Genomic DNA, 23,676 nt, shown 5'->3' on the forward strand with positions numbered 1-23,676 from the left:
GGCTGCCCGGGCATTCCCTACACAAAGCCGTTCAGGAGCTTGTAGCCGGCCACTTTTCCTTCCAAGGAGATGACGGCCACGCCATTGGCCGTTGTATTCACGTCGGTGAGGGCACCGTAAGTGAATGCTGGGACGGCCGTGCCGCCCTTGATACACGGGAACGCTGAGAAAGAGCCTGCGCCGGGAGCATCCTGGTATGGGCCACGAGGGGGCATGGTGTACGTCGTCTCCTTGAGGCAGACGAACACGTCCTCGAACGATGTGCCACGGTATTTCCCGGCGGCGGTGTCCCAAAGGTTTGCGCTCCAAAAGGTGCCTGCAATAACCCTGTCTCCAGGGGTCAATGACGGCAAAAGGCCGTAGTCGCCCCAGCTCCGGACTTCTACCGCCTTGGTTTCCCAAGCGGCGTTGCCGGTGAGGGGATCGTAGCCGACCAACTTTGATAGACCACCACGATATTTTCCAGAGGGGAATTCAATGTGGCCCTCGGTGTACTCGCACCGAACAGGGAATGCCTCGCCCCCTTCCAACTTGGTGGCTGTGGTTCCAATTGTCTTGGCGCACTCAACTTGCGATCCTTCCGATGTCCAGAGAACCCGGGCGCTTGAAGCCCGGAAGCCTACGGTCTTAGTGGATTCGCGCAGGTTCAGTGAGAAGGTTTGCTCGGAGAATTTTTCGGGTGCGAGATCCGTGGGGTTCATTCCAACGGAGCCAACGTAGAGGTCCAGCTTTTCGGAGTAGATGAAGTGCCAGCCCATGCCGGTGTTGGCCCCTTTGCCAAAGATTTCTTCTATCCCGACTTCCCAGAGCACCTCGCCGTAGGAGATGTGGGCCAGCTTTTCGACGCCGTCCGTCACCACCGAGTAAAGTTCTTTGCCCACTGGTCGGAAGTTCCCGATGAGGGGGTTGATGTCGGGACCACCCGATTCCTCGCCGGATTCCAAGTCCACCCAATGTTCCACAGTGTGGGCTGATTCATCGAAGGCGATGAAGCACATGTCTTGGATATCGTCGCAGGCGAAGGGACGAGTGCTGACCAGCTCTTCCCTGCCGCGATAGATTTCCTTTCCTGTTCCAAGGTCAAAGGCTACGGGGGCTGTCCACCATGCCACGCCGCCGTCATTGGCTGGTGGTGTTGCCGCCTGCAGGAAGATCGCGGCGCTCTTGCCAGTGGAAGTCCTGGTCACAACCGGTTCCAGCGGGACACCAGGTGCTTCGTACCCGGGATGAACGGGCTGCGTCCACAGCTCTTTGCCGTCTGCAACAGAGATGGCATGGGCCGCAACGCCTGCCGCGCTCTTGGCGTAAACCAGCGCAACACCGTCGGCCACCACAGGCTGACCGATGGGATCGAGCGCAACTTCCCATGCCGCCGTCGCGGTTTCCGTGCTTCGCTCAACCGGAGCCACGGTTGGTGCTGGCGTGCTTGTGGCAGGCGCAGCTTGAGGCGTGAGGAAAGTGCACGAGGACAGCAGAAATGCTGCCCCTACCGCCGTGATGGCCAGTCCCACAGACTTCAGTCGGGTTGTCAGCGCAGGCGCTGAAGAATTCATGGTTCCCCCAGGAACGGAAAGGTTCAGCACCTGGAGGGTGTGGTTCCAAACCAAAAAAGGGCCAGCTGGGCGTGGCTCAAGTAGAGAATACAGCCTGCCGACGGCTACTTAGCCGTTCCTCCCGCCAGCAACTTGGCCATCTCCTCGTTGGAGAGTTTCATCCACGCTGAGTCGGAGGAACCCTGCAGGGCCGCCTCAGGGCTCTGCGTTTGGACCCACCATTTGGCTTCGAAGACGTGCTGGTCAAGCATCACCCGGTCACCCTTGTGGTAAACGGTGGTGGCCGACCAAGCCGGGTAGGTTCCGGCGGGAACGGTGACTTCGGGTGCTGGGCGGTCACCGGGAAGAACTGGACCGATCAGCTTCCACGGCGCCGCGGCGCCGTCGTGGACCGGGTCATTGGGCACGTCATCCTTTGTCCACCACTTGGCCTCGTAAACGTTGCCCTGCCAGACGATCCTGTCTGATTGCACGTAGGTGGCCACGGGGGACCAGATCGGATAGGGACTGGTGGCGGGGTCGTCCACTACCGCCGTGGCAGTGGTTGTGCCGATGGGCAACGCGGAGCTGGGGGCGTCAGTGACCTTGGAGTCGATGTCGGCTCCCAGGACGTCGGAGAACCGGGTGCTGCCTTGCGCCACACCACTGCAAGCGTCGGACACTACTGTGAGGGTGGGATAGTTCGGCCCGCATTCGGCGTCCCGGTTCAAGGACCACATGGACATCCTGCCGATGCCTTTGCCCTGCGCGAAGTCGTGAAGGCCTTGGGCGTCGGCCAGGGTGAACACGTCGGCCACAATGTCGTTCTGGCCGATCATGGGCGTGAGGCCGATCCTGCGCCACAGCGTCTGTGCACCCAGGTTCTGTTGCGCGGCTGAGTAGATATCACCCAATTGGGCATGGGTAGCTTCCGCCGCCGCGATGGAGGCCTGCAGCATGGACTGCCCGGCAACCCGGCTTTCGCCATAGTCCATGGTCATGATGTTGACGCCGGCAAGTTCCACTCCGGCGGCAAGCATTTGCGCGACGGCGGCAGTCCCGTCAGCGGTCAGCCCGGCTGGGGCCACGGGGAGCGTGAGCCAGACGGACAGGTTCTTGTCCTCCGCTTGCCGGTCTTTCTGCAGAGCTGTGATGGCTTTGGCCTGCCGCGCAATGGCAGCCTTGTCAGCCAGGGCGGTGCCTTCGATGTCCAGGTCGATGGTGGACAGGTCGTAGCGGTCCACCACGGCCGAATAGGCCTGCTGCAGCCGTGCGTCATCAGTGCAGGCGGTGGAAAGTTCCCGGTTTGATAGCCCGCCGAAGGAGACTGCGATGTCTCCACCGGTTTGCCGGAGCCGGGCGATGCGCCGGTCCAGGTCCAGTTCCGTGGCGGCCGCTTCAAGGCTGTAGAAGGATCCCCAGGAAGGTGTGCACCCATCCTTCGCATCGGCGACGATGAAAGCCAACGCCACTGACTTGGTGTTTTCTGTGGCTGGTTGCTCGAATGCGTACCGTGGGGTCGCGGTTACATCAACGTATCCGGTGAAGACCGATGGTGAGGCTGCGGCCGCCCGGGTGTCTGTGTAGGTGCGCCAGGAAACGACGCCGGCGCCCACCACTGCCGCAATCACAGCGACAAGAACGGAGAGCCGAATCCAGGACAACTTTCGCCCAGGAAAGTGTTTCGACATAAATCCCCCAACGTTGACACTGGAAATGCGAGCGACTGGATGTTATTAGCCTCTTGACAAAGCCTAAAAGTGTCCAAATGATTTCCGTCGATTGCACGCGAATCATAAGGTACCTGTTATCGATTACTATAAGGGCAATCGGCGACGCTTTTGCTACGAAAAGGCGGACGTTCACCGGACATCGGGCTTTTTGGCCCGGTCACAGTCTGATGGGGAACTATGACGGACCAGTTGGTTGTTTCACCTGAACTTGCGCGGGATTCCGGTTTGCTTCCCCCTGAGCGCCTGGAAAATGCCGTACGTAAGCGTCAGTGGGGATCCGAGCGTCGCTCCGAGCCCTTGGCAATTGTTCATCCAACGCCCTCTTCACGAAAGATCGTGCTCGGCAGGCTGGCTATTTTGGTGACGGTGGGAGCGTGGATTTATTACGTTGTCTCCACCATCATTCGGCAGTTCGTTGACAACCCAAACTCCGGGTTCCGGTTTGGGTTCGAATCGATTTCCTACCTCATTGTGGTCACTTTCCTGACCTTCTCAGCCCTCATGTACCTCATGGCGCGGCAAGGAGCCCTCTATCGGTTTAAGGAACACCGGCGGGTACCCCGCGGAGAGCTGGATAACCATTTTGCCCATTACAGCGAGGCCGTGACGGTTTTGGTGCCGTCCTATGCCGAAGAACCACAGGTTGTGAGGGGAACGCTGTGGTCGGCCGCTCTTCAGGAATTCCCGGATCTGCGAGTGGTGTTGTTGCTCGATGACCCTCCCAACCCCACTGAGCCGGAGAAGATTCAACGCCTTGACCAAACCCGTGCGTTGGCAGGTCACATCGAAGACGCGATGTCGGCTCCGGCAGGGCGGGTCAACAAAGCCCTTGCAGCCTTCAGGGAGAGGCAAGGTTCAGGCGCCAATGAGACCGGGGAACTCCAGCTGCTGATCGGCGAGTATGAGGCAGCCGTTGAGTGGTTGGAGACGATGGCTGAGGCCGAGACGGTTGAGGACCACGTGGATGAATTCTTCGTGGACCTGGTCATTATGGGACTGGCGCGCGAACTTCGCCTGGTGTTATTGGCGCTCAAAGCAGCCACTGCCCAGAATGCTGCCCCCAGCCCGGAACGCATGGAGCAGCTTTATCTTCGCCTCACCTGGATTTTCAATGTCCGCACGGAGACGTTTGAGCGCAAGAAGTACGCCAGCCTCTCCCATGAGGCCAACAAAGCCATGAACCTCAATGCCTACATCTCCCTCATGGGCAAAAGGTGGCGCCGGGAAGAAACTGCCGGAAGCGTGGTGCTGCGGCCTTCGCTGGTTCCGCGTGAGGACGACCTCCTGGTTCCGGACAGCACATATTTGCTGACTTTGGACGCGGACTCCCTGCTCCTGCGGGACTATTGCCTGCGGTTGGTCTATTTCCTTGAGTCTGCCGGCAATGAACGTGTGGCGGTGACGCAAACGCCGTATTCATCGTTCCGCGGCGCCCCCACCAGGATCGAGAGAATCGCAGGCGCCACAACGGACATCCAGCACATTCTCCACCAAGGCATGACCTATTACGGTGCCACGTTCTGGGTGGGAGCCAACGCGATCATCCGCAAGTGCGCGCTTGAAGACATCGTGGAAGTGGAGACAGTGGGCGGGTTCGAAATCCGTACCTACATTCAGGACCGCACGGTCATTGAGGACACCGAGTCCAGCATCGATCTGGGAACCCATGGCTGGAAACTCGTGAATTATCCGGAGCGCCTGAGTTACAGCGCCACACCACCTGACTTCGGCTCACTTGTGGTGCAACGGCGGCGATGGGCCAACGGCGGCTTGCTGATCCTTCCCAAGCTGTGGAACCAGCTGTCCCATAGGCGCAGCCAACGGCAACGGATACTCATCCGCGAAGTGCTGCTGCGGGTGAACTATATGGCGTCCATAACGTGGGCCAGCTTTGGACTCCTCTTCCTGTTGGCCTACCCCTACGACAGCAGGCTGCTCAGTCCGGCCGTCTTCATCGCCGCCCTCCCGTACTTCCTGTGCATGGGTTCGGACCTTCGCGACTGCGGGCACCGGTTCAGCGACATTTTCCGGATCTACGGCTTCAACCTCATCCTGCTCCCGGTCAACCTGGCCGGAGTTTTGAAGTCTCTCCAACAGGGGCTGACGGGGGACAAGATCCCCTTTGTCCGTACACCCAAGGTGAAGAACCGGACCGCTGCGCCGGCCATCTATGTGTTGATTCCGTACGCAATCGTCGCGTTCTCAATCCTGACAATCTGGAGGGACGCCCAACAGGGTAATTGGGGAAACGTAGCCTTCGCGTCGTTGAATGCCGTCCTGGCCATGACCTGCATCCAGGCATACATCGGCATCTGGAATTCTGCGGTGGACGTCTTTCTCGGTGCCATCAACTGGCTTTACGTGACTCCCAAGTCCAAGGCCAAGCCGGAGTCCCTCGTAGTGCCAAAGACCGCGGAGGAAGTGGACTGGGAATCGATTCTCTACCACGGCGACCGCAGGCTTAACCGGGACCTCCGCGGCGGAACCGACCGCCGTCGTCGTATCTCTTTGCGGTGATGCCCGAAGCTGCGACCGGGCAACCCTGAAACGCATCGGTATCATTAAGCGATGAGTGACGTTGCACGTTCCACCATCGCCTTCGAGGGGTTTTTCGCCCGGGACTTCCCGGAGTTGGCCATTCCGTGGCGGGCGGAGGAGGCAGCCGACCCGCAGCTTCTGGCACTTAACCAGCCACTCGCCGTCGAACTCGGTTTTGATCCTGATTTTCTCCGGAGCCCCGAGGGCATTCGGCTGCTGATCGGTAATGCCCTACCGGAGGAAGCAACCCCAGTAGCCCAGGCCTACTCGGGTCACCAGTTCGGCTGGTACTCACCCCGGTTGGGGGATGGGCGTGCCCTGCTGCTGGGTGAAATCGCCGGCGACGACGGGAAGCTCCGCGATATCCATCTCAAGGGCTCGGGGCGCACGCCGTTTGCCCGGAATGGTGATGGACTGGCAGCGGTCGGCCCGATGCTGCGCGAGTACATCGTGAGTGAATCGATGCATGCCCTGAACATTCCCACCACCAGAAGCCTTGCCGTCGTCGGGACGGGGCATCAGGTTCAGCGTGAAACTCTCCTGCCGGGGGCTGTTCTGACCCGGGTGGCCAGCAGCCACCTGCGCGTAGGTAGTTTCCAATATGCCAGGGCCACTAACGACGTGGATCTGCTCCGCCGCCTTGCTGATCACGCAATCGAACGACACCACCCGTCGTCGGCCGGGGAAAGCAACCGGTACCTTGGACTTCTCAAGAGCGTCATATCGGTCCAAGCGAAACTTGTGGCCCAATGGATGCTGGTCGGATTCGTGCACGGCGTCATGAACACCGACAACATGACAGTTTCCGGCGAAACCATCGACTACGGCCCGTGCGCCTTCATGGATGGCTTTGATCCCGGGGCGGTTTACAGCTCCATTGATGAACAGGGACGCTACGCCTACCGCAACCAGCCATTGGTTGCGGAGTGGAACCTTGCCCGTTTCGCCGAGTCGCTCGCGCCGCTGATCCACGAGGACGAGGAGCAGGCGGTGGCCCTTGCTGTTGAGGCGCTGAACGCGTTCCGCCAGCAGTACAGCGCCACATGGTTCAGCGGCATGCTGGCCAAACTTGGGCTGCCTGAGGGAATTGACGACGGCGTTGCCTCACCTCTGGTGGATGACCTTCTTGAGCTGGTCCAGGAGTCGCGCGCGGATTACACCTCGTTCTTCCGCAGCCTCGGCGAGGCGGCCCGCGGGCAGGGTGAACCCTCCCGCGGCATGATTCTGGACGTGGCAGCGTTCGATGCCTGGCTGGAACGTTGGCGTGCCCTGGCGCCTGATGCCGATGCCATGGACAGGGTCAACCCGATCTATATCCCGCGCAACCATCTGGTGGAGGAGGCCCTGTCCGCCGCAACAGAGGGGGACACCGCACCGGCGGAGCGGTTGCTGGCGGCGGTGTCCGATCCGTTCAACGAACGCCCGGGATTGGAAAGATATGCTGAGCCAGCGCCGGAGAGCTTCGGTCCCTACCGGACCTTCTGCGGCACGTAAGGGGCCCGGCCCGGACGGCTCGAAACCCAGCAACCCTACCGTGAGTGACGCACGATCGCCAGGAGCTCCTCGCGGAGAATGCCGGAGTCCAGATTGATGGCTGACAGCACAATGCTCTCCAAACGGTGGGACTGTTCGAGCAGCGCCAGCCCCACTTCGGTAATCGACACCAGTTGGCTGCGGCGGTCGAAGCGGTTGGGCTGGCGGAGAATGTAGCCTCGGGATTCAAGTCTGGACAGCAGTGGTCCCATGGTTTGGGCTTGGACGCGTACGCTTTCCGCAAGCTTCCCCGGCGTGATGGGCCCTGCGGTTGCCACCGTATCAAGGGTGAGTACTGCCGGGTACGTCAGCCCCAGGGGTCGCAGCTTCTCATTCCATGCCAGCTCCACGAGCCGCGCCGCAGTGGACAGCAACCGGCTGGTTGGCCATCGGTCCATGTCAGGCATTGAGGCACCCCAGCTTTCCCAAAGTAGTCAGCTTACTTACTAGATTACATGAGTACCGCCGGGGCTGGACTGTGCGGGGTAGGACGGAGCGCTTTGCCCGCATCCCATCTCAGTGCAGTTGGCTGTCCGCTGGCGTAGCCCGCCAGGAGTGAAAGGGGACGGTCAACCCTCCGCGAGTTGGTGCGCAGGTGAACGGTCCGGCGGCTGCGGCCAACCCAGGCGCCAACGGGACGACCCGCACTAGTTGGAGTTCGTTGCGGCCTGAAGCGGCCCGGATGGTGAGGGCGTCGCCTTGGCGACTGATCCGGATTCGGACCCGTCCGCCGGTCCATTCCGGGACAGGCGCCAGGGACCAGTCCGAGAAGCCGTCCGTGACCACCGCGCCCAGTTGAGCGGCGCCGTCGGCAAATTCCACGCCCGCCTTGACCCAATGCTCGGCGCTGATGCGGACGAAGATGCCTGCTTGGTCGAACTGTTGGGAGAACGCGGCAGTGAACTCAACCTCCATGGCGCTGTCCTGTGGGAACGGGGCAAGCAGCGCATGTTCGGTGTCGTGAATGAAGCCGTAGGACGTGATGCGCCAGGCGTCACTGCTTTCGGCTGCAGTCACCAGAAGGTCACCTTCCTGCTCGACGACGGCGGCTGGCTGGTTGGTCCATTCGCCTCGGTTCCAAGGAATGTCAGTGATCACAGGGCTCCTCGAGTTTGGGTGGATAGGGTTCTGGTGCCAAGGGCTCCAGCGTCCTCGGCGCTGGCTCCCACAGTTCAACACGCCAATTTCTTCCCCGCTGACTAGGACACGATACCCACGTACCACGAAAGTAGTACGCAAGTGAACACCTGGGGGTGACGCGTCCGGCGCTGCAAAAGGCGAGGCTGGATGGAGAGCACACCGTGTGCTCTGGAGAGGCATGGTTGAAGAGGTCAGTTAAGAAATTGCTCGTGGCGGTGACTGCCGTCGGAGCCGTGCTCGCGGTGGGACTGGCTACCACCACTGTGGTGGATGTGGTCGCGAGTGAGTCCGAGAGTCATCGGATCGAATCCTACGGCCAGCGGGTGGACATTGACGGCGGCCAGATGAACGTCTTCGTCAGCGGAGCCGGGGAGACAATCGTGCTCTTGCCGGGATTTGGTACCTCTTCCCCCGTCCTAGATTTCGCGCCACTGGTCCGGGACCTCGCCACGGATCATCGCGTGATTGTGGTGGAACCGTTTGGATACGGTTTGAGCGATGGTACGGATCGGGAGAGGACCACGGAGAACATCGTGCAGGAGGTCCATCAGGCACTCGCGAAACTCGACGTTGACCGCTACATCCTGATGGGACACTCCATCGCGGGGATCTATGGGATTGAGTACGCCGCCCGCTATCGGGAAGAAGTGACGGCGTTCGTGGGCATCGACTCCAGCGTTCCCGGACAACCTGGCATGGACGCACAGTTCCCCACAGGACTCCTGTCCGCTGCGAAGAACCTCGGCCTTCTCCGCCTCGCGGCCGCTGCCGGCGAAAGCTACAGCGACGCATACTCCGCTCACTCCCGTGAGCAGATGAAGATGCTGACCAACCGGAACTCCATCAGCCCGACCTATCTCAACGAGATGACCCACATTCGCACCAACTTCGAGCGCGCACTCGGGACCGGGTTCCCCAAGGACCTGCCGCTGCTGCTTTTCGTCGTTTCGGAGAATGCGAAGAATCCGGAATGGCTGGGGTTGCACCAAAGGCAGGCGGCGAGCGTTGCGGACGGTACCGTGGTGCCCCTTCCGGGGGAGCACTACCTCCATCACACCCATGCGGCAGAGATCGCCAGCGGGTTCCGCGACTGGGGGACCGACAGGCCGGTCATCTGAGAACAGCTGGAACGAAAGTGTCCCGCCTGATGGGGGATCAGGCGGGACACTTCAACTCTAATGGTGCTAGCTGGTAATTGACCGGGTGCCGATACTTTTTGCTCGTGTCAGGCCCCTGCAACGGCGGACCCTGCCCCCAAAGGCAGGGTCCGCCGTCGTGCTTTCCGCTAGGGGTGACCGGGGCGGCTCTCGCAGGCGATGCGGTCGCCGTCGCTGTCAAGACCGGCTACATCGCCGTACCACGGGAAGTAGTAGTCGAACCAGTCCTGGGCCTGGCGCCATGTGGCAAAGTCCGTGCAGTTCTTGCTGTTGCCCGGGTTCGCCGGCGGCTGCGGCGTAACTGGCGGCGTCACAGGTGGCTGCGGCGTCGGCGTCACGGGCGGCGGGGGAGGAGAGCACGTGTTGCCTGTGATTCCTCCGGTGCCGCCATTGACGAAGCGGTACATGAACGCTGCCATGGCGTCACGTGCCACGGGCTGGAGCGGGTTGTACGCGCGGCAGCCGTAGCCGATGTCCCAACCGGTGGAGATGCCCTGCGCTGCAAGCCAGGTGATCTGTTTGTAGAACTGGGTTCCCACCGGGACGTCCTCGAACGGGGAAGTGCCGGGCTCGGCGAAGTCCGGGTTGCCGCCGAAGCGGTACAGGAAGGCTGCCATGGCGTCACGGTTGACGGGTGTGAGCGGGCGGAAGGTCTTGGAACCGTTCGCTTCGGTCCAACCCGTTGAGATGCCACTCGTGGCCAGCCAGGTGATTTCCTTGTAGAACTGGCTCGACGGCGTCACGTCAGTAAACGGCGACGTCGCCGGCGGTGTGAACGCAGGTTTGCCGGCCAGGCGGTAGAGGAACGCTGCCATGGCGTCACGGTTTACGGGGCTGAGCGGACGGTAGGTGCGCGTCCCGTTCGCTTCCACCCAGCCTGTTGAGATCCCTTGCGATGCGAGCCAGGAGATCTCTGCGTTGAACTGCGTGGAGCTGTTGACGTCGCTGAACGTGATCGGTTCTGTGGGCGGAGCGTCCACGGCGATCGTTGGAACAGCGACCTGCGTGGTTGCACAGGAGCCCTGGATGGCCGACGAGATGGCCGCCGACTCGGCTTGGTCGATGGCCAGTTGCCAACGGTATTTCACCAGTACCCAGTCCGTTGCGTACCGGCAGGCGGTTCCTGCCAGCGGCGGCATCCATTCGGCCGGGTCGCGGTCGCTCTTGGACTGGTTCACGTTGTCGGTCACAGCTTCGAGGGCCACGTCCAAGGTGAGGTCGTTGGCGTAGTCGCGGCGCTGTTCGGCCGTCCAGGCGCTTGCGCCGGAACCCCATGCTTCGGCGAGGGGGACCAAGTGGTCAATGTCGACGTCGGACGCGTTTGTCCACGTCCCGCCGTCGTACCAGGACGTCCACTTACCTGTGGCCACTGTGCAGCCGGAGCTGAACGTCACGGGTGTCAGCGATTCCTGTTGAAGGACTTCGGACCGGGTGTCGCAGCTGTCGCTGTCGGCGTCCACCCAATGCTGGAACAGGTCGCGGTTGTAGCCGGTGTTTGATTCCGCGGAGACGGTCAAGGATGAGAGAAGGGCAGCGACGCTTGCTTTGTCCGAAGCAGTCGCGGTTTGCGGCAAAAAGACAGCCGCCGACGCGGTCAGCGATAGGATCGCCAACCACGAAAGAGCCTTGGGCATCTGGGTTCCCCATATTCGATTAGAGCGCTCTGAGCAGCGCATACATCATGGGATGCTACAGGCGGGATGGGTTCCGTCAGGAGCCTTGTCACCTCGTGACTCCGGCGTGGCGGGCGTACTCTGGGTCCATGGAGTCCGAGGTCAGGACTGTCGCCCTGCGAACCGGCATCAGCGTTCCCTGCTTTGTCCAAGGTCACCTTGAGCAAACGCTCGACGACGGCGGCGCGCCGTTGGTCCTGTTGCACGCCTGGGGTGAATCCTGGCGGAGCTTTGAGCGGCTGATTGCCGCACTTCCGGATGTGGTTGTGGTGGCACCGGATCTGCGTGGGCACGGTCTTGCTGACAAACCTTCGGGCGGTTATTCGCTGGTGGAGGTAGCCGAAGACGTCGTGGCCTTGTTTGATGTCCTGGGTCTTGTCCGTGCGCACGTGCTGGGTTCATCCAGCGGGGGATATGTGGCGCAGCAACTGGCGGTGACACGACCCGATCTGGTGGCATCTCTGATTCTGGTGGGTGCGCCTTTGAGTCTCCGTGGGAAGCCGGCGTTCGCCGCCGAAGTGGATTCCCTCACTGACCCGATTTCAGAGGAGTGGGTGCGCGGGTCGTTGTCCTGGTATCGGCTGCTGCATACGGTTCCCGCCTCGTATATCCAGGACCGCGTGCAGGACGGCATGGCCATGCCGGCTGCCGTCTGGAAATCGTCGCTGCGAGGCTATTACGAAGCCGTTCCACCCACGGAAGCCGGGACCATTTCAGCCCCCACTTTGGTTCTCTGGGGTGCCCACGACCATCTGGTGCCTCGGCACCATCAGGAGACCCTGTCGCGGCGCATACCGGGGTCCCGGCTCAAGGTCTACGAGGAGACCGGGCACTTGGTGCTGTGGGAGTGCCCGGAGCGGGTGGCGGGGGATGTGACGGGGTTTTTGGGTGACGTGCGGGGCGGCTAGCCCTTGATGGTTCAAGGGCTAGCCGCATTGCTTCCTCCGCAGAGCGAATGGCTCAGAGAATGGCCGTCATGCCGTTCCAGCCGACGCCGATTTTGCTCGCCGTTGGCCAGGAGAACCCTCCGTGCCCCGAATACATCCAAAGCTCGCCTGCCGAGTTTCGGGCGAGGATGTCGGGCCATCCGTCGCTGTTGAAGTCGCCTGGCCAAGCCAAGGAGTTCACTACATTCCACCCCTGGCCGATTATGTGCTTGGGCAGCGTACCAGCGCCCGCTCGCGGGTAGAGCCACCACAGCGCCCCGGCGCCATCACGGGCGGCCACATCAGACGCTCCATCACCGTCATAATCGCCTACGCCGATAATCTGAGAATAGTTGTTCCAGCCAGAGGTGTACCAATGACGGGCCAGCCATCCGCCCCGTCCATCGGCCCTGTACAACCATAAGGTGCCGCCACTATCACGAGCTGCGATATCCGGGGGGCCGTCTCCGTTGAGATCACCCACTCCCACCATCGCAGTCATGACATTCCAGCCTTGCCCCACTTGGCTGCGTGGCAGCCATCCACCGGCGCCGTTGCCTGGGTAAAGCCAAAGCGCTCCGCCGCCATCACGAGCCAAGACGTCGGATTTACCGTCGCCATTGAAGTCGCCGGTGGAAACCAAGGCCGTCATGACGTTCCAGCCTTGCCCCACCTGGCTGCGGGGTAGCCATCCCCCGGAGCCGTTGCCTGGGTAAAGCCAGAGCGCACCCGCAGAGTCTCGGGCCAGGACATCGGACTTACCGTCGCCGTTGAAGTCGTTTTTCACTGGAGAAGAAACGGAACCATCAATGATTGCCATGTTCCATCCCGCATCGTCGAGGACGTAGACCCGGTTCGTAACGGCGTTGACTGCCGCGTCGCCACCCTGGCCTAGAGTATCAACGAATGATGTGCTGTTGTTTGAACCATTGAAGATAGTGATTCCATTGCCCGACGTCGGGGCATATACCTTGTTGTTGCTTTCATTGACAACCAAGTCGGTGATTTTCCCGGGGGTTCTAAATTCAGCCACCTGCATCTGATTTCCCGCGTCCACGACTTGGATGTATCTATCCGTGGAGCTGCGTTCCAGTTCTACATAGATCCTTTTGGACGTCGCGTTTATCGCCAGCTTTCCTACCGGATGGGCCGACGGAATGGAGCTCGTGACTGTGTCAGTTTTGCCGTCAATGACCCGTATACCGGCGCCGTACATGCTGGATGTCGTGAAGTAGATCGTATTGGTGAGCGGGTTGAGCGCTATGGCCAGGATGCCACCGGCGCCGATATTGATCGATGAGCTGACGGTGTCGGCGTCGATGACAGTTATCGTGCCGCCACCCATAACGTAGACCTTGTTTGTGGTTGGATTCACAACGATGTCCTCCACGCCGCCAGTGATTGGCAAAATCGTGGTGGTCTGCGTGGCGCCGTCGATGATCGTGAGGGCGCTGTCGCTGCCGAGGTAGACCTTATTGTTCTTTTCGTTGACGGCCAGAATTCTCCCTTTCGCGGGAATCCGCTCGGGCTCGCCGTGGGTAGCGCCGTCCACCACAGCAACGTAGTCATAGTTGGTGCTTACATAGACTTTATTTGTCGCGGAGTTAACGGCGACATCCGTGGTATAGAAAACCAGAAGATGGCGGCCTCCAGTAGGACCGCCGTGCACATACACTCCCTCTTGAGTGGTGACGTACACCGTATCCGTCTTTGGGTTCACTGCAATGCTCGTCGGCCCATGTCCTACACGAAAATCGTCCGTCACCGTATCGGCATTCGCTGGTGAAACCGGGCTACCCATCAGCGCCGCTAGTGTCACTCCCAGAATGACTGAAAGGGCAATAGCTCGGCGACGGCGTCGAACTTTCATCCTCCCGATCACGCGCGATGCATACAGAAGAGCACCCATAGAATCCCCCAAAACCCGCCACGCTGAAACACTTCGATGTGTGGATTCTATAGGAGAGGCAGAATCGGTTGACTTACGTGTCAGGGAATAGCTGTGAGTACGGGCAGCCCGACTATTGGAAGGCTCTTGGCTCAGCTATCCATTGGTAAGACGCGACAGTTCACTGAGGAAGTGAGCGTTTGCCCCTTCGCTGAAGTGGAAAGGCTGCCGTCCCCACTTGTGTCCTACTGCGGCCAAGGGTGCGCCGCCCGGGTAGTCGATGAATCTGATGCCCGGCGTCTTCTCAATCTCTTTGTAAAGGTCGTAGAGCAGCCTATTATTGCGGTCGAACCACCTCGACCGAGGGAAAGGCACTCCGTCGGTATCAACCGTCGCCCAGAAGACACGATTCACAATTATTTTGAGGGGATCAACCAATTTCGTGAGCGCCCTGATCCCTTCAACACGGCGTGCCAAGCCAGAATCGCTCCACGGTTCTTGGCAAAGGGACGGGTCATATGAATATCCGGTTGCCTTGAGCTCCTCCGATTCGGTGATGGTGGTTCCACCGATTTCTATCGTGCTCATGCGCTCATCGATAAAATCGACAACGAGTACATCGAAAGAGCCGTTAGCTAGGGCTCCAGGTAGGGACTTATTGATGTCGGCCTGGACCATTCTTTTCTGGAAGCGGCTCTCCAGGGCATCGACATCGGGTAGCTCTGTGCCAGATTCGGGCGGTTGCCGGAATGCGCTACCCACGGATGACCTAGCGAAGTATCCTTCGAGTTCGAAGTCGCTGGGGTTCTCAAACGGATCTCGGGATACGCAGCTCCCGTAAATGAAGACAGATGGCACCGATTCAGCGTACATCAACGAATCCCCTGCGGCTCCTCGACCCGTTGTCAGGTCACGCAACGCCAGCGGTCAGTTGCCCTTTTCGAGAGCATGCGCCGTGATGTATGCGCCCAACTGGTCCGTTGACAGTGCAGCAGCAATCTCCGAGATGGCTGTGGTGTCTGCGACGACGATCGACTGACCGTCAGTCGAAGTGCCCGTGCCGAGAGTTGGCAGAGTAAACATGACGGTGTCGTTCGCTCGAAGGTCCTTCATTCCCAGCGCGAGGCTACCGATAGCCCCGGCATCGAAACTCTTGTCGACGCTGATGAAAGGTGAGACTGCACTGACCATGCTGTTGACAGTCACTGGATTGGTCAGCGTTTCCCGGGCGATGGTCTTGCTGATAATCGCTTTCATATAGGCCTGCTGGTTGCGGACTCGCTGGTAGTCCCCGTCACTGAAGGACATGCGTTCACGAACAAAAGCCAGAGCCTCGTCGCCGTTCAACGTCTGCTTACCGGCCTCATAGTAGTGCCCCTTCATGGGGCCCTTGGCTGGCGCAAACGGAATCTTCACGTCCACTTCCACGCCGCCCAGAGCATCGGTGAGGCCCTTGAATCCCTCAAAGTCGACCATCGCGACATGATCTATGCGCTGCTGGAACAGGGATTCAACAGTCTGGACCATCAGAGGCACGCCGCCAAGAGCCAACGCAGAGTTAATCTTCGACTCTCCCTTCCCGGGGATATTCACCCAGAGGTCACGCATGAGAGACACTGCGTACACGTTCTTACGGTCCGCAGGAATATGAACGAGCATCAACGTGTCCGCCCGTTGATCAGTGGACACCGGGGTGTCGACATCGAGTTCAGCAGATCCGCGGGTATCGCTGCCCATCACCAGAATGTTCATCGGCGCGGTGCCGTTGACGGGCTCCGTCTTCTGTGGGCGGGTCGACTCTTCCGGGAAGGCCGTTTCGATCTTGGTTGTGCCTGAGTTAAAAGTCTGTGCCAAGTTGACGATGTAGGCACCCCCAATGAGGCCAGCAACGAGCACGGCGGCTGCGAAGCTCAGGAGCACGTTGCGGGCGGTTTTCCTGCCCTTTTTCTGACGTCGAGGACGGGACTCTGCAGAGGGAGTTTCAGTATCTGTCGGGAGCGTCATGTGTTCCTTGGTGTTGGCGTCAGCAGTGATGATTCTATCAAGATGCAAAAGCCGTGAGCACAGAGAGCCGTCAGTTTCGGTTGAACCCGAGGGCCACTAGCCGAGTCCGGAATGAAATACTGCGGATTTGTTGCCCCACACATTGGTCACTTTTACGTAGTAGTTTCCGGGGTTCTTGATCGTTGTCATACCAACGTTGAGCGTGATCATTTCGAGTTGGGGGTTCAAACCATACTGCTCTCCGTAGTCGGAGTTGATGCCGCTTGCCCTCACAGTTTTCTTGAGTTGCTGTCCCTTATGGTCTGTCCACTCCACCGTGGCCGTACTTCCTTTCAGGTTGAAACCAGCAACCTGGACCTGACCGGATGCCGGGCGAAAGGTCGTCTCAGTGATGATGGGCGTTGAGAGCCCCGCTTGTATCTGATTCTTTAGCGAAGTGCCGTTTCCTTTGCACGTGAAGTAAGAATCCCACATGAAGGAGATGACTTTCTTGGCATTAGCCATCTGTTGAAGTTGTCTGTCCAACCGCGCTTTTGTGGTCTGTCCGCGAAGGCTGTCCGCGCAGGAGTTCGAGGCTGTAGCCGGTGCCATTCCTTCCAAATTGGCCCATAGCACGGCGCCGGTCCCCGCGATTCCAGCCGCTGCGCAGAGAAGTAGTCCTTGTTGGGCGCTAGATATTTGTTGCTCCATGTTCCCTTCCCAACGATGGACGCGGCGAACGGATCAACGGTGGAGTTTGCTTCGCTACCGCTGAAAGCCGCGCCCTTGCCCGTTCCCATGCCGTCCTGGATTGCAATGTTTAACACCAGGCCTTCCGCCGTCTGCGCGATTCTGCGGATTCCGTTTTGCGCCTTCTGCAGACTGATTCCTGTTTTGGCGACGCGAGCGTCGATATAGGGGCTGACAATCGCTTGGCGGGTCGGCAAAACGCGATGGATGGCACGGTTTTGGCTTGTGTACAGGGCGAGGATTGAGTCGAACGTACCGCTATCCGTGAGAGGCATCTCGGTGTGGTGGTAAAACCCTGCCAAACCAAGGACATCGTTGGCTGAGCGCTGGTAGGAAAGAAAGCGTTCAGTGAACTGGGCGAGCGTTCCCAAGTACGAAACGTCGGGCAGATATGGAACGTCAGCCCTCTTCGCGGGGGCGGGCAATCCGGCATAGAATTTCATGCCTAGCTTTGTGGCAGCGGTGGCCAGAGAATGAGAAGGATCTACTGCCGACGAACTGCCGCCTCCGACCACCACGACGTCGTACTTCCCATCGGAGGACGTGCAACCCTGTCCCACTTTCGGGAGAACAAACACGGAGTAGGACTGACCGTTATTGGTGACGCTCCGGTCATTCGGGCATTTGAGGGCTGAGTTGCCCCACTTGCTTCCGTCCAAGAATGTGAAGTAGCGGTCGACGCTAAGAGGGCCGGCGGCAACGCGGGCACAAGACTTCCCGTCGATTGCGCAGTCGCCGGGAAGTGATTCCAGGGTGGCAGGTTGGAGCGACGTTCCGAAAGTGATGACGGTGTCGCCGCCGAAAGCCTTTATGTCGGCCAACTTCTTGTAGTTCGTGGTGTCCCGAGCGCTGGCGGAGATGAAGTATCCGCTTATGGGGTAGGACGCTGCGCTTGCTTTCGGGCTGGGTTGGCTAGTGGCCCCAAGGGCGGGAGTTGCAGTCGTGTTGACCTCTGCGCCCATACTCTGGACCGAACTGAGTCCGGACGTTACCGAAGCTACGACAAATAGCGCCAAGAGGCCTGCTGTTAAGCGCTTGGATCCCATAGGGAAACGCTTCATGAATGACCTTTTGAGAGGCCCTTCACGCTTGGGCAATTTCCGGAACGGCATGTCTTCCTTGGGCTCGGCGTGGGCAGCTATGACTCTAGCAAGGGAGCCGACGGACACGAACCTGGAAACTGCTGGTCCCGCCGTCAGCGAGCGGGGGCTGGGACACCCTGCCGACGGGCCAACGCTAATCCATACGATAAACTAATGCGGGTCGCCCTCCGATGGTGGACGTCCGTGCGCCGCCAAGTCTCAGGCGGTTGCGTTCGACAGGACACTGACAGCGTTCTGAAATTTATACAACGGGGGGAAAGTTGGGCACCGGAATCAAACGTGTTCAAGCCGCACTTGTGGTTTTGATGCTGGTCATTCTCGGGTTCCTAGGAACCCAGCCTGCCATCGCCACCGAAACAGGCCCCGGACCGGGGACCGAAACCGGTGTACCGGTCGATCCGGGAACGCCAACAGAACCAGTCACTCCTCCAGTGGTGGTCCCCCCGATTCTTGAGCCAGCACCGCCCCTGACACCCCTGGATCCTGTACCTTCCCCAGCGCCCGTTGTGCCACCAGCAGAGACCCCACCAGCTGTTCCCCCTGTCACCGAACCCGTGGCTCCGCCGGCAGCCGACCCCGTAGCTCCGGTGGTTCCGGCTCAGCAGGTTCCAGCGCCGGTCGGGCCTTCGGAGGAAAGCTTCCAAGAATATGTCGTAGAACCTGAGGTTTCGACGGAAATCACGACGTCAGCCCCCGCCGAGCCCACGCCGACTCCTACGTCCACTCCTGTTGCCACCAAGACTGCTGCTCCAGCAGTTGCCAGCGCGGACATCGCGGGCCCCCTGAAGGTAGCCCTGGCACCGGTAGCCGACAACAACCCCATACTCCAAGGCGTCACTGTCCTAGTTCTTATTCTGTTGGGTGTCGCCTACTTCCGGGCTCTGCGTTCCAAGGGGGTCCCCGGACCCCGCCTCAACGGCAAGTAGGCCCATGGGTAACTCCCCCCAAGGGGGCACGGCCGCCGAAAATCCTGCATCGCCGATGCGCCTCATGCTCCTCACACACTCGTACTGGCCTGAGCACAGCCCCCCGCAACGCAGGTGGCAGTCCCTGACCCGGGAATTCCGCCGGGCAGGTTGGGATGTCGACGTTGTTTCCCCTGTAGCGCACTATCCCAACGGCCGACGTAATCTTCCTCGCAAAGAGGCAGGTTTCGCTTTTTCGCATCAGACGGGCCCGCACGGCGAGACAATCCGCAGGGTGCCGTACTTGCGTCATCTTGGAACTTCGTCATTGGCACGTTTCGTTGATCAGCTTTTTTCCGCGGTCATGTCGGTTCCCATAGGTCTGAGCGGCAAGAAACCGGATGCAGTTCTTGCGACTGCGCCCAGCCTCCCGACGTTGGCAACGGGATACGTTCTTTCCAGGCTTCGAAGAGTGCCGTTCATCGTGGAGATGCGAGATGCCTGGCCCGACCTCGCGAGGGATGCTCGAATTGTCCAAGGCAGTGTAAAGAGCGTGGTGGAACGGGTTGTGGAATTCGTTCAGCAGCGCGCAGATCTGGTGGTGACCGTCACGGAGGGCTTCGCGGATACTTTGAGGCAACGCGGCTTGAAAAATGTCGTCACCGTAAGCAACGGGCTTGACCTGAATTCGATTCCTTTCCTGCAACCGCCGGATCTCAAACGTGAAGTCTTCCGCGCCCTTTACCTTGGCAACCATGGCAAGAGCCAACGCTTGGACATTCTCATCCGCGCGAGTGCACTCTTAGGCGATGCCTTCCATCTGACTCTTGTGGGGCACGGCACCACCCGCCCCCAGCTAGTGAAGCTGGCTCGTGAACTGAACGCCCCCGTCACCTTCTTTCCCTCACTCCAGGGGCCAGAGGTCGTTGACAAATACCGCGAAGCTGACACGTGTATCGTGTCCCTCCGCGACGACTGGAAGTCCTTTGAAACGACTGTGCCGTCCAAGACGTACGAAGTTCTTGCGATCGGCAGGCACGTCACTGCCATCGTGCGGGGCGAAGCTGAACGGATCATTCTTGAGGCTCGAGGGGGCGACGTCGTGGCGGCCAACCCTGAGGCTGTGGCGCAACTGTGGCGTGAGCTCTCCGCTGACCGTCGCCGATTGGCGTCTGGAGCCAGCGGACGTGAGTGGGTCCGAGATAACGCTGATTACGCCCAACTGGCGGTCAAGTACATGGACACAATCTCTGCGCTCGTGCGTCCGGACCACGTAGCAAACCGGGAGCACACCTCGTGATCCAATTCCTTCGCAATATTAGGCTCACCGCTGGAACCATTTCTGAGCATGTAACCGAGGCTCCGTTTGTCTTGGTGCTTCAAATCTTGAGGAAACTGCCGCCTGGCCTCGTACGGCCAGTTGCACGCTTAGTCTCGACTATGGCGCCTTTGTCTGGCCGACCTATCTTCCTGTTGGCCAGCCTTGCCTCGGGGCAGGAGGCAGTGCTGATCCGACGCTTTGAAAGCTTGCAGGCTGCAAGCGTCGAAGGAGAGCCCGCACGGAAAGCTGCCGAGGTTGCTGTTGCTGCAGGGCAGCCTCAATGGGCTGACACTCTCCTTGGGCTTGCTGGGAGCACTTCGCGGACACCGGCCACGATGGCAAGACGCAAGTGGTACGACGGCGACATGAGCGGAGCTATCAACGTTCTTCAAGGCCTAACCGGCAGCATGTCGAAGCAACGGCTGAGACTCGAATCGGAATTGAAAGTCTTCAGTGGCTGGAACCCAGCAGTGCAGTCGATGCCGCTTGCTGGAGAACCCCGCCGTGTGCTCCACCTACTGACAAACTCGGTCCCTCACACAGGCAGTGGATATGCGCGGCGCACCCACTCAATCCTGACTGCACAGCAGGAAGCGGGATGGGAGACTCTGGCCGTCACCCGTTTGGGATACCCCGTTCAGGTAGGAGCGCTGACTGCCAGAAAGCGGGACGTCGTGGATGGCGTCCGTTACGAGCGAATTCTTCCTGACTACATGGCTACGACCATGGACGGCCGCCTACAGCAGCAGACGACGGAGCTCCTAGCCATAGCCCGTGAATTCCGACCGTCGATTATTCACACCACAACCCATTTCGTGAATGGACTTGTGGCCCGGGAAGTGGCCAATGCTTTGGATGTTCCGTGGGTCTACGAAGTCCGCGGCCAGTTGGCAGATACGTGGGCATCCAGCCGCGACGAGGCCGCGCGCAGCAGCGAACGGTACGGGCTCTTTACTGCCCGTGAAGCGGACGTCATGCGAACAGCCGACTTGGTTGTGACCCTCGGTGAGTCCATGAAACGGAACATCACCGCCATGGGTGTTCCGGAGCAAAGAATCCTGATCAGCCCTAATGCTGTTGGGGGTGCCTATCTGGAAACGCCGCTGGATCACCGAGCCGCGCGGCAGGCTCTTGGGCTTGATCCTACCGACCTGTATGTAGGAACCGTCAGTAGCCTTGTCGGCTATGAGGGCCTAGACGACCTCGTCACATCATTTGCGCTCCTTGCGCCAAGGCTGCCAAAGTTGAAGCTGGTCTTGGTAGGGGATGGCACCGCCGCTCCAGGACTCCGGGAGCAAGTGCAGCGTTTAGGGCTGTCAGAGCGAACCATCTTCACTGGACGGGTCCGCCCTGAGCAGGCACGGCTTTATCACTTGGCGTTGGACGTTTTCGTCGTGCCCCGTAAGGATTCGGCCGTGACTCAGGCAGTGACGCCGCTGAAGCCGGTGGAGGCACTCGCCTCGGGTCGGCCTGTTGTGGCCAGTGACTTGGGTGCCCTCCGGGAAATAGTGCACGACGGCGTAACCGGCAGGGTAGCAAAAGCCGAGGACCCGGAGGGACTGGCGAGAGTCCTGCTGGACCTGCTACAGGATGAAGGGTTGCGCCGACGGTTAGGCGCCGCCGGCAGGGAGTATGTATTAGCCACGAGGACGTGGCAGGCCAACGCCCGTGCGTACGGCCAAGCTTATGAAACATTGGCGTCTAACTATACGAGGAGGGTCAGTTGATGTCGGCGAAAAAGGCAAAGCTTCCGCCGCCCGCGGCCGTCCAGCCGATGTCTGTGGATATGCGCAAGCTGTCTCGAGTCGGCTCTCGGCCCGGATTTCTTGATTATCTGGTTCGGCTGTGGGACTACCGGCAGTTCATCTTCTACGATGCCCGTGCCCGGGTGCAGACAGGCACGAGGAAGGACCGGTTGGGCAGCGCATGGCTACTTCTCAACCCGGTTTTCAACGGACTCACCTACTACTTCATTTTCGGACTTCTTCTAAACACCAGTGGCGGAATCGAAAACTTCATCGGGTACCTGATTGTGGGCATCTTCATGTTCCAATTCAGTGCTGGCGCGATCACTGAGGGTGCACGTTCCATACGTAACGGCAAGTCTGTGGTGCAGGCTTTCAATTTCCCACGGGCAGCTTTGCCTATCGGCGCCAACATCAGGGAGGTTCTTTCCTCGGTGCCCCTGATTCTCGGGATGCTGCTTTTGATCGTATTGATACCCCCCGCCGAAAAGATCAGCTGGCTGTGGTTGCTGATCGTTCCAGCCGTCGTCCTTCAGGGTGTCTTCAACCTTGGCGTGGGCATGATCCTGGCGCGAATCATTTCCATAGTCCATGACGCCACACACCTACTTCCGTTCGCCATACGTGCCTGGATGTACGCGTCCGCCGTCTTTTATTCGTATGAGAGATTCATTCACGAACCCGCTCTGTTGGCAGTTATGAAGTACAACCCGCTATTCAATGTGATCGACATAGTCCGGAACTGCGTCCTCTATGACACCGTTCCAGCGTGGGAGTCATGGGCGAGCCTAGCCGTCGTTGCGTTTGCCGCGTTGCTGATCGGGTTCATCTTCTTCTGGAGGGGTGAAGAAACTTATGGTCGAGACTGATCAGACCGTATTTGTCGATGGGCCACCGTGTGTAGTCGTCGATAAGGTCCGGATGAGCTACAAAGTTCCATCCTCAGACGGACGCACAACCGCGAGCCGGCGGGGCGTTAGAGGAACGCTGCGAAAAGTTCTTCGCCAGACGAACCTTGTCACTGTAAGTGCCCTGAAGGAGATCTCTCTCGTCGTAGAACGGGGGGAGTCGGTTGGGATCATCGGCCGAAATGGGTCCGGCAAGAGCACCATGATGAAGCTGATAAGTGGTCAAGTCGCTCCGACTCATGGCGCGGTTTTCGCCTCCAGCATGCCCGTCCTTCTTGGGGTCCACGCGGCACTCGTGCCTGATCTGTCGGGCGACCAAAATGTCGTCCTTGGTTGTCTCGCCATGGGGATGGACATGGAGCAGATCGACGAGAGGTTCGACAGTATTGTCGAAGTGTCTGGTCTGGATTCCGCCATATATTTGCCGATGAAGTCCTACTCATCAGGTATGGCCTCACGTCTTCGCTTCGCGATTGCCGCTTCGGTCAATCCGGAGATCCTTCTGGTAGATGAAGCCTTGAACACTGGCGATGCACAATTCAACAATCGCAGCAAGGCTCGGATGGATGAGCTAAGGGCACAAGCCGGTTGTGTCTTCATCGTGAGCCACAGCTTGGACACCATCCGCAGCATGTGCAGCCGCGTAATTTGGCTCGACAAGGGCGAATTGATTATGGACGGCGACACTCAAGAAACGACCCAGCTCTACCACGAATTTTCGTCGCACCTGTCGAAGGGAAACAACATCAGCGCTGCCAAGATCAAAGATCAAGCGAGAGCGAATCTTGTTGCGACTCAAGTTCTAGAGCGTGCCAGTGGTCGCCGTATTGAAGGGCGCTGA

The 23,676-nt window shown here is 59.7% G+C and carries 19 protein-coding genes; 9 read left to right on the top strand and 10 right to left on the bottom strand.

Translation table 11 applies throughout. From position 1 onward, the window contains the following. Positions 1-17: 17 nt before the first annotated feature. Together ACSSVG_RS15630 and ACSSVG_RS15635 are read right to left on the bottom strand one after the other, a co-directional pair. Positions 18-1,553: a hypothetical protein gene (locus ACSSVG_RS15630; protein ID WP_492415558.1), complete on the bottom strand. Its 1,536-nt coding sequence runs from the start codon at positions 1,551-1,553 to the stop codon at positions 18-20. A gap of 104 nt (positions 1,554-1,657) precedes the next feature. Next, positions 1,658-3,223: a chitinase gene (locus ACSSVG_RS15635; RefSeq protein WP_492415560.1), complete on the bottom strand. Its 1,566-nt coding sequence runs from the start codon at positions 3,221-3,223 to the stop codon at positions 1,658-1,660. A 219-nt stretch (positions 3,224-3,442) separates the two neighbouring features. Between ACSSVG_RS15635 and ACSSVG_RS15640 the strand changes: the two genes are divergently transcribed. Both ACSSVG_RS15640 and ACSSVG_RS15645 read left to right on the top strand, forming a co-directional pair. Further along, positions 3,443-5,782 (top strand): glycosyltransferase family 2 protein, encoded by a 2,340-nt coding sequence (locus ACSSVG_RS15640; RefSeq protein ID WP_492415562.1) that lies wholly within the window; start codon positions 3,443-3,445, stop codon positions 5,780-5,782. A 51-nt stretch (positions 5,783-5,833) separates the two neighbouring features. Continuing rightward, positions 5,834-7,297, top strand: a complete 1,464-nt coding sequence (locus tag ACSSVG_RS15645) for a protein adenylyltransferase SelO (protein ID WP_492415564.1) — start codon at positions 5,834-5,836, stop codon at positions 7,295-7,297. A gap of 35 nt (positions 7,298-7,332) precedes the next feature. On the opposite strand, the gene ACSSVG_RS15650 is transcribed toward ACSSVG_RS15645, so the two are convergent. Beyond that, positions 7,333-7,734 carry a MarR family winged helix-turn-helix transcriptional regulator gene (locus tag ACSSVG_RS15650; protein WP_231341985.1) on the bottom strand — a complete coding sequence of 134 codons (402 nt, stop codon included), beginning with the start codon at positions 7,732-7,734 and terminating at the stop codon, positions 7,333-7,335. Positions 7,735-7,852: 118 nt separating this feature from the next. Further along, a complete protein-coding gene (locus tag ACSSVG_RS15655) occupies positions 7,853-8,434 on the bottom strand; it encodes a DUF1349 domain-containing protein (protein ID WP_253468904.1) in 582 nt (193 codons plus the stop codon). 251 nt (positions 8,435-8,685) lie between these two features. On the opposite strand from ACSSVG_RS15655, the gene ACSSVG_RS15660 reads away from it, so the two are divergent. Further along, positions 8,686-9,594, top strand: a complete 909-nt coding sequence (locus ACSSVG_RS15660) for an alpha/beta hydrolase (protein WP_492415566.1) — start codon at positions 8,686-8,688, stop codon at positions 9,592-9,594. Between the two features lie 167 nt (positions 9,595-9,761). Here the strand turns inward: ACSSVG_RS15660 and ACSSVG_RS15665 are convergent, their stop codons facing one another. Next, positions 9,762-11,267 carry an S-layer homology domain-containing protein gene (locus tag ACSSVG_RS15665; RefSeq protein WP_492415568.1) on the bottom strand — a complete coding sequence of 502 codons (1,506 nt, stop codon included), beginning with the start codon at positions 11,265-11,267 and terminating at the stop codon, positions 9,762-9,764. A 128-nt stretch (positions 11,268-11,395) separates the two neighbouring features. Here ACSSVG_RS15665 and ACSSVG_RS15670 point away from each other — a divergent pair, with 128 nt between their 5' ends. After that, a complete protein-coding gene (locus ACSSVG_RS15670) occupies positions 11,396-12,214 on the top strand; it encodes an alpha/beta fold hydrolase (protein WP_492415570.1) in 819 nt (272 codons plus the stop codon). Between the two features lie 52 nt (positions 12,215-12,266). On the opposite strand, the gene ACSSVG_RS15675 is transcribed toward ACSSVG_RS15670, so the two are convergent. The 5 genes from ACSSVG_RS15675 to ACSSVG_RS15695 form a co-directional block, all read right to left on the bottom strand. Continuing rightward, a complete protein-coding gene (locus tag ACSSVG_RS15675; protein WP_492415572.1) occupies positions 12,267-14,141 on the bottom strand; it encodes an FG-GAP-like repeat-containing protein in 1,875 nt (624 codons plus the stop codon). Positions 14,142-14,276: 135 nt separating this feature from the next. Further along, the gene (locus ACSSVG_RS15680) at positions 14,277-14,993 is read right to left on the bottom strand and encodes a DUF6270 domain-containing protein (protein WP_492415574.1); all 717 of its coding nucleotides are present in this window, start codon (positions 14,991-14,993) and stop codon (positions 14,277-14,279) included. 54 nt (positions 14,994-15,047) lie between these two features. Further along, complete coding sequence (locus ACSSVG_RS15685) at positions 15,048-16,124, bottom strand: LCP family protein (RefSeq protein WP_492415576.1); 1,077 nt, start codon at positions 16,122-16,124, stop codon at positions 15,048-15,050. 96 nt (positions 16,125-16,220) lie between these two features. Further along, on the bottom strand, positions 16,221-16,439 hold the full coding sequence (locus tag ACSSVG_RS15690) for a hypothetical protein (protein WP_492415578.1): 219 nt from the start codon (positions 16,437-16,439) through the stop codon (positions 16,221-16,223). A 113-nt stretch (positions 16,440-16,552) separates the two neighbouring features. Further along, a complete protein-coding gene (locus ACSSVG_RS15695) occupies positions 16,553-17,296 on the bottom strand; it encodes a hypothetical protein (protein WP_492415580.1) in 744 nt (247 codons plus the stop codon). 920 nt (positions 17,297-18,216) lie between these two features. Here ACSSVG_RS15695 and ACSSVG_RS15700 point away from each other — a divergent pair. The 5 genes from ACSSVG_RS15700 to ACSSVG_RS15720 all read left to right on the top strand — a co-directional run bounded on the left by ACSSVG_RS15700 (position 18,217) and on the right by ACSSVG_RS15720 (position 23,676). Continuing rightward, complete coding sequence (locus tag ACSSVG_RS15700; protein WP_492415582.1) at positions 18,217-18,882, top strand: hypothetical protein; 666 nt, start codon at positions 18,217-18,219, stop codon at positions 18,880-18,882. A gap of 64 nt (positions 18,883-18,946) precedes the next feature. Continuing rightward, positions 18,947-20,161: a glycosyltransferase family 4 protein gene (locus ACSSVG_RS15705; protein WP_492419219.1), complete on the top strand. Its 1,215-nt coding sequence runs from the start codon at positions 18,947-18,949 to the stop codon at positions 20,159-20,161. 140 nt (positions 20,162-20,301) lie between these two features. Then, complete coding sequence (locus ACSSVG_RS15710; RefSeq protein WP_492415584.1) at positions 20,302-21,909, top strand: glycosyltransferase family 4 protein; 1,608 nt, start codon at positions 20,302-20,304, stop codon at positions 21,907-21,909. Continuing rightward, positions 21,909-22,796: an ABC transporter permease gene (locus tag ACSSVG_RS15715; RefSeq protein ID WP_492415586.1), complete on the top strand. Its 888-nt coding sequence runs from the start codon at positions 21,909-21,911 to the stop codon at positions 22,794-22,796. The genes ACSSVG_RS15710 and ACSSVG_RS15715 overlap by 1 nt, the downstream gene beginning before the upstream one ends. A 172-nt stretch (positions 22,797-22,968) precedes the next feature. Continuing rightward, on the top strand, positions 22,969-23,676 hold the full coding sequence (locus tag ACSSVG_RS15720) for an ABC transporter ATP-binding protein (protein WP_492419221.1): 708 nt from the start codon (positions 22,969-22,971) through the stop codon (positions 23,674-23,676).

This window comes from Paenarthrobacter sp. E2MeOHC11 (assembly GCF_058744955.1).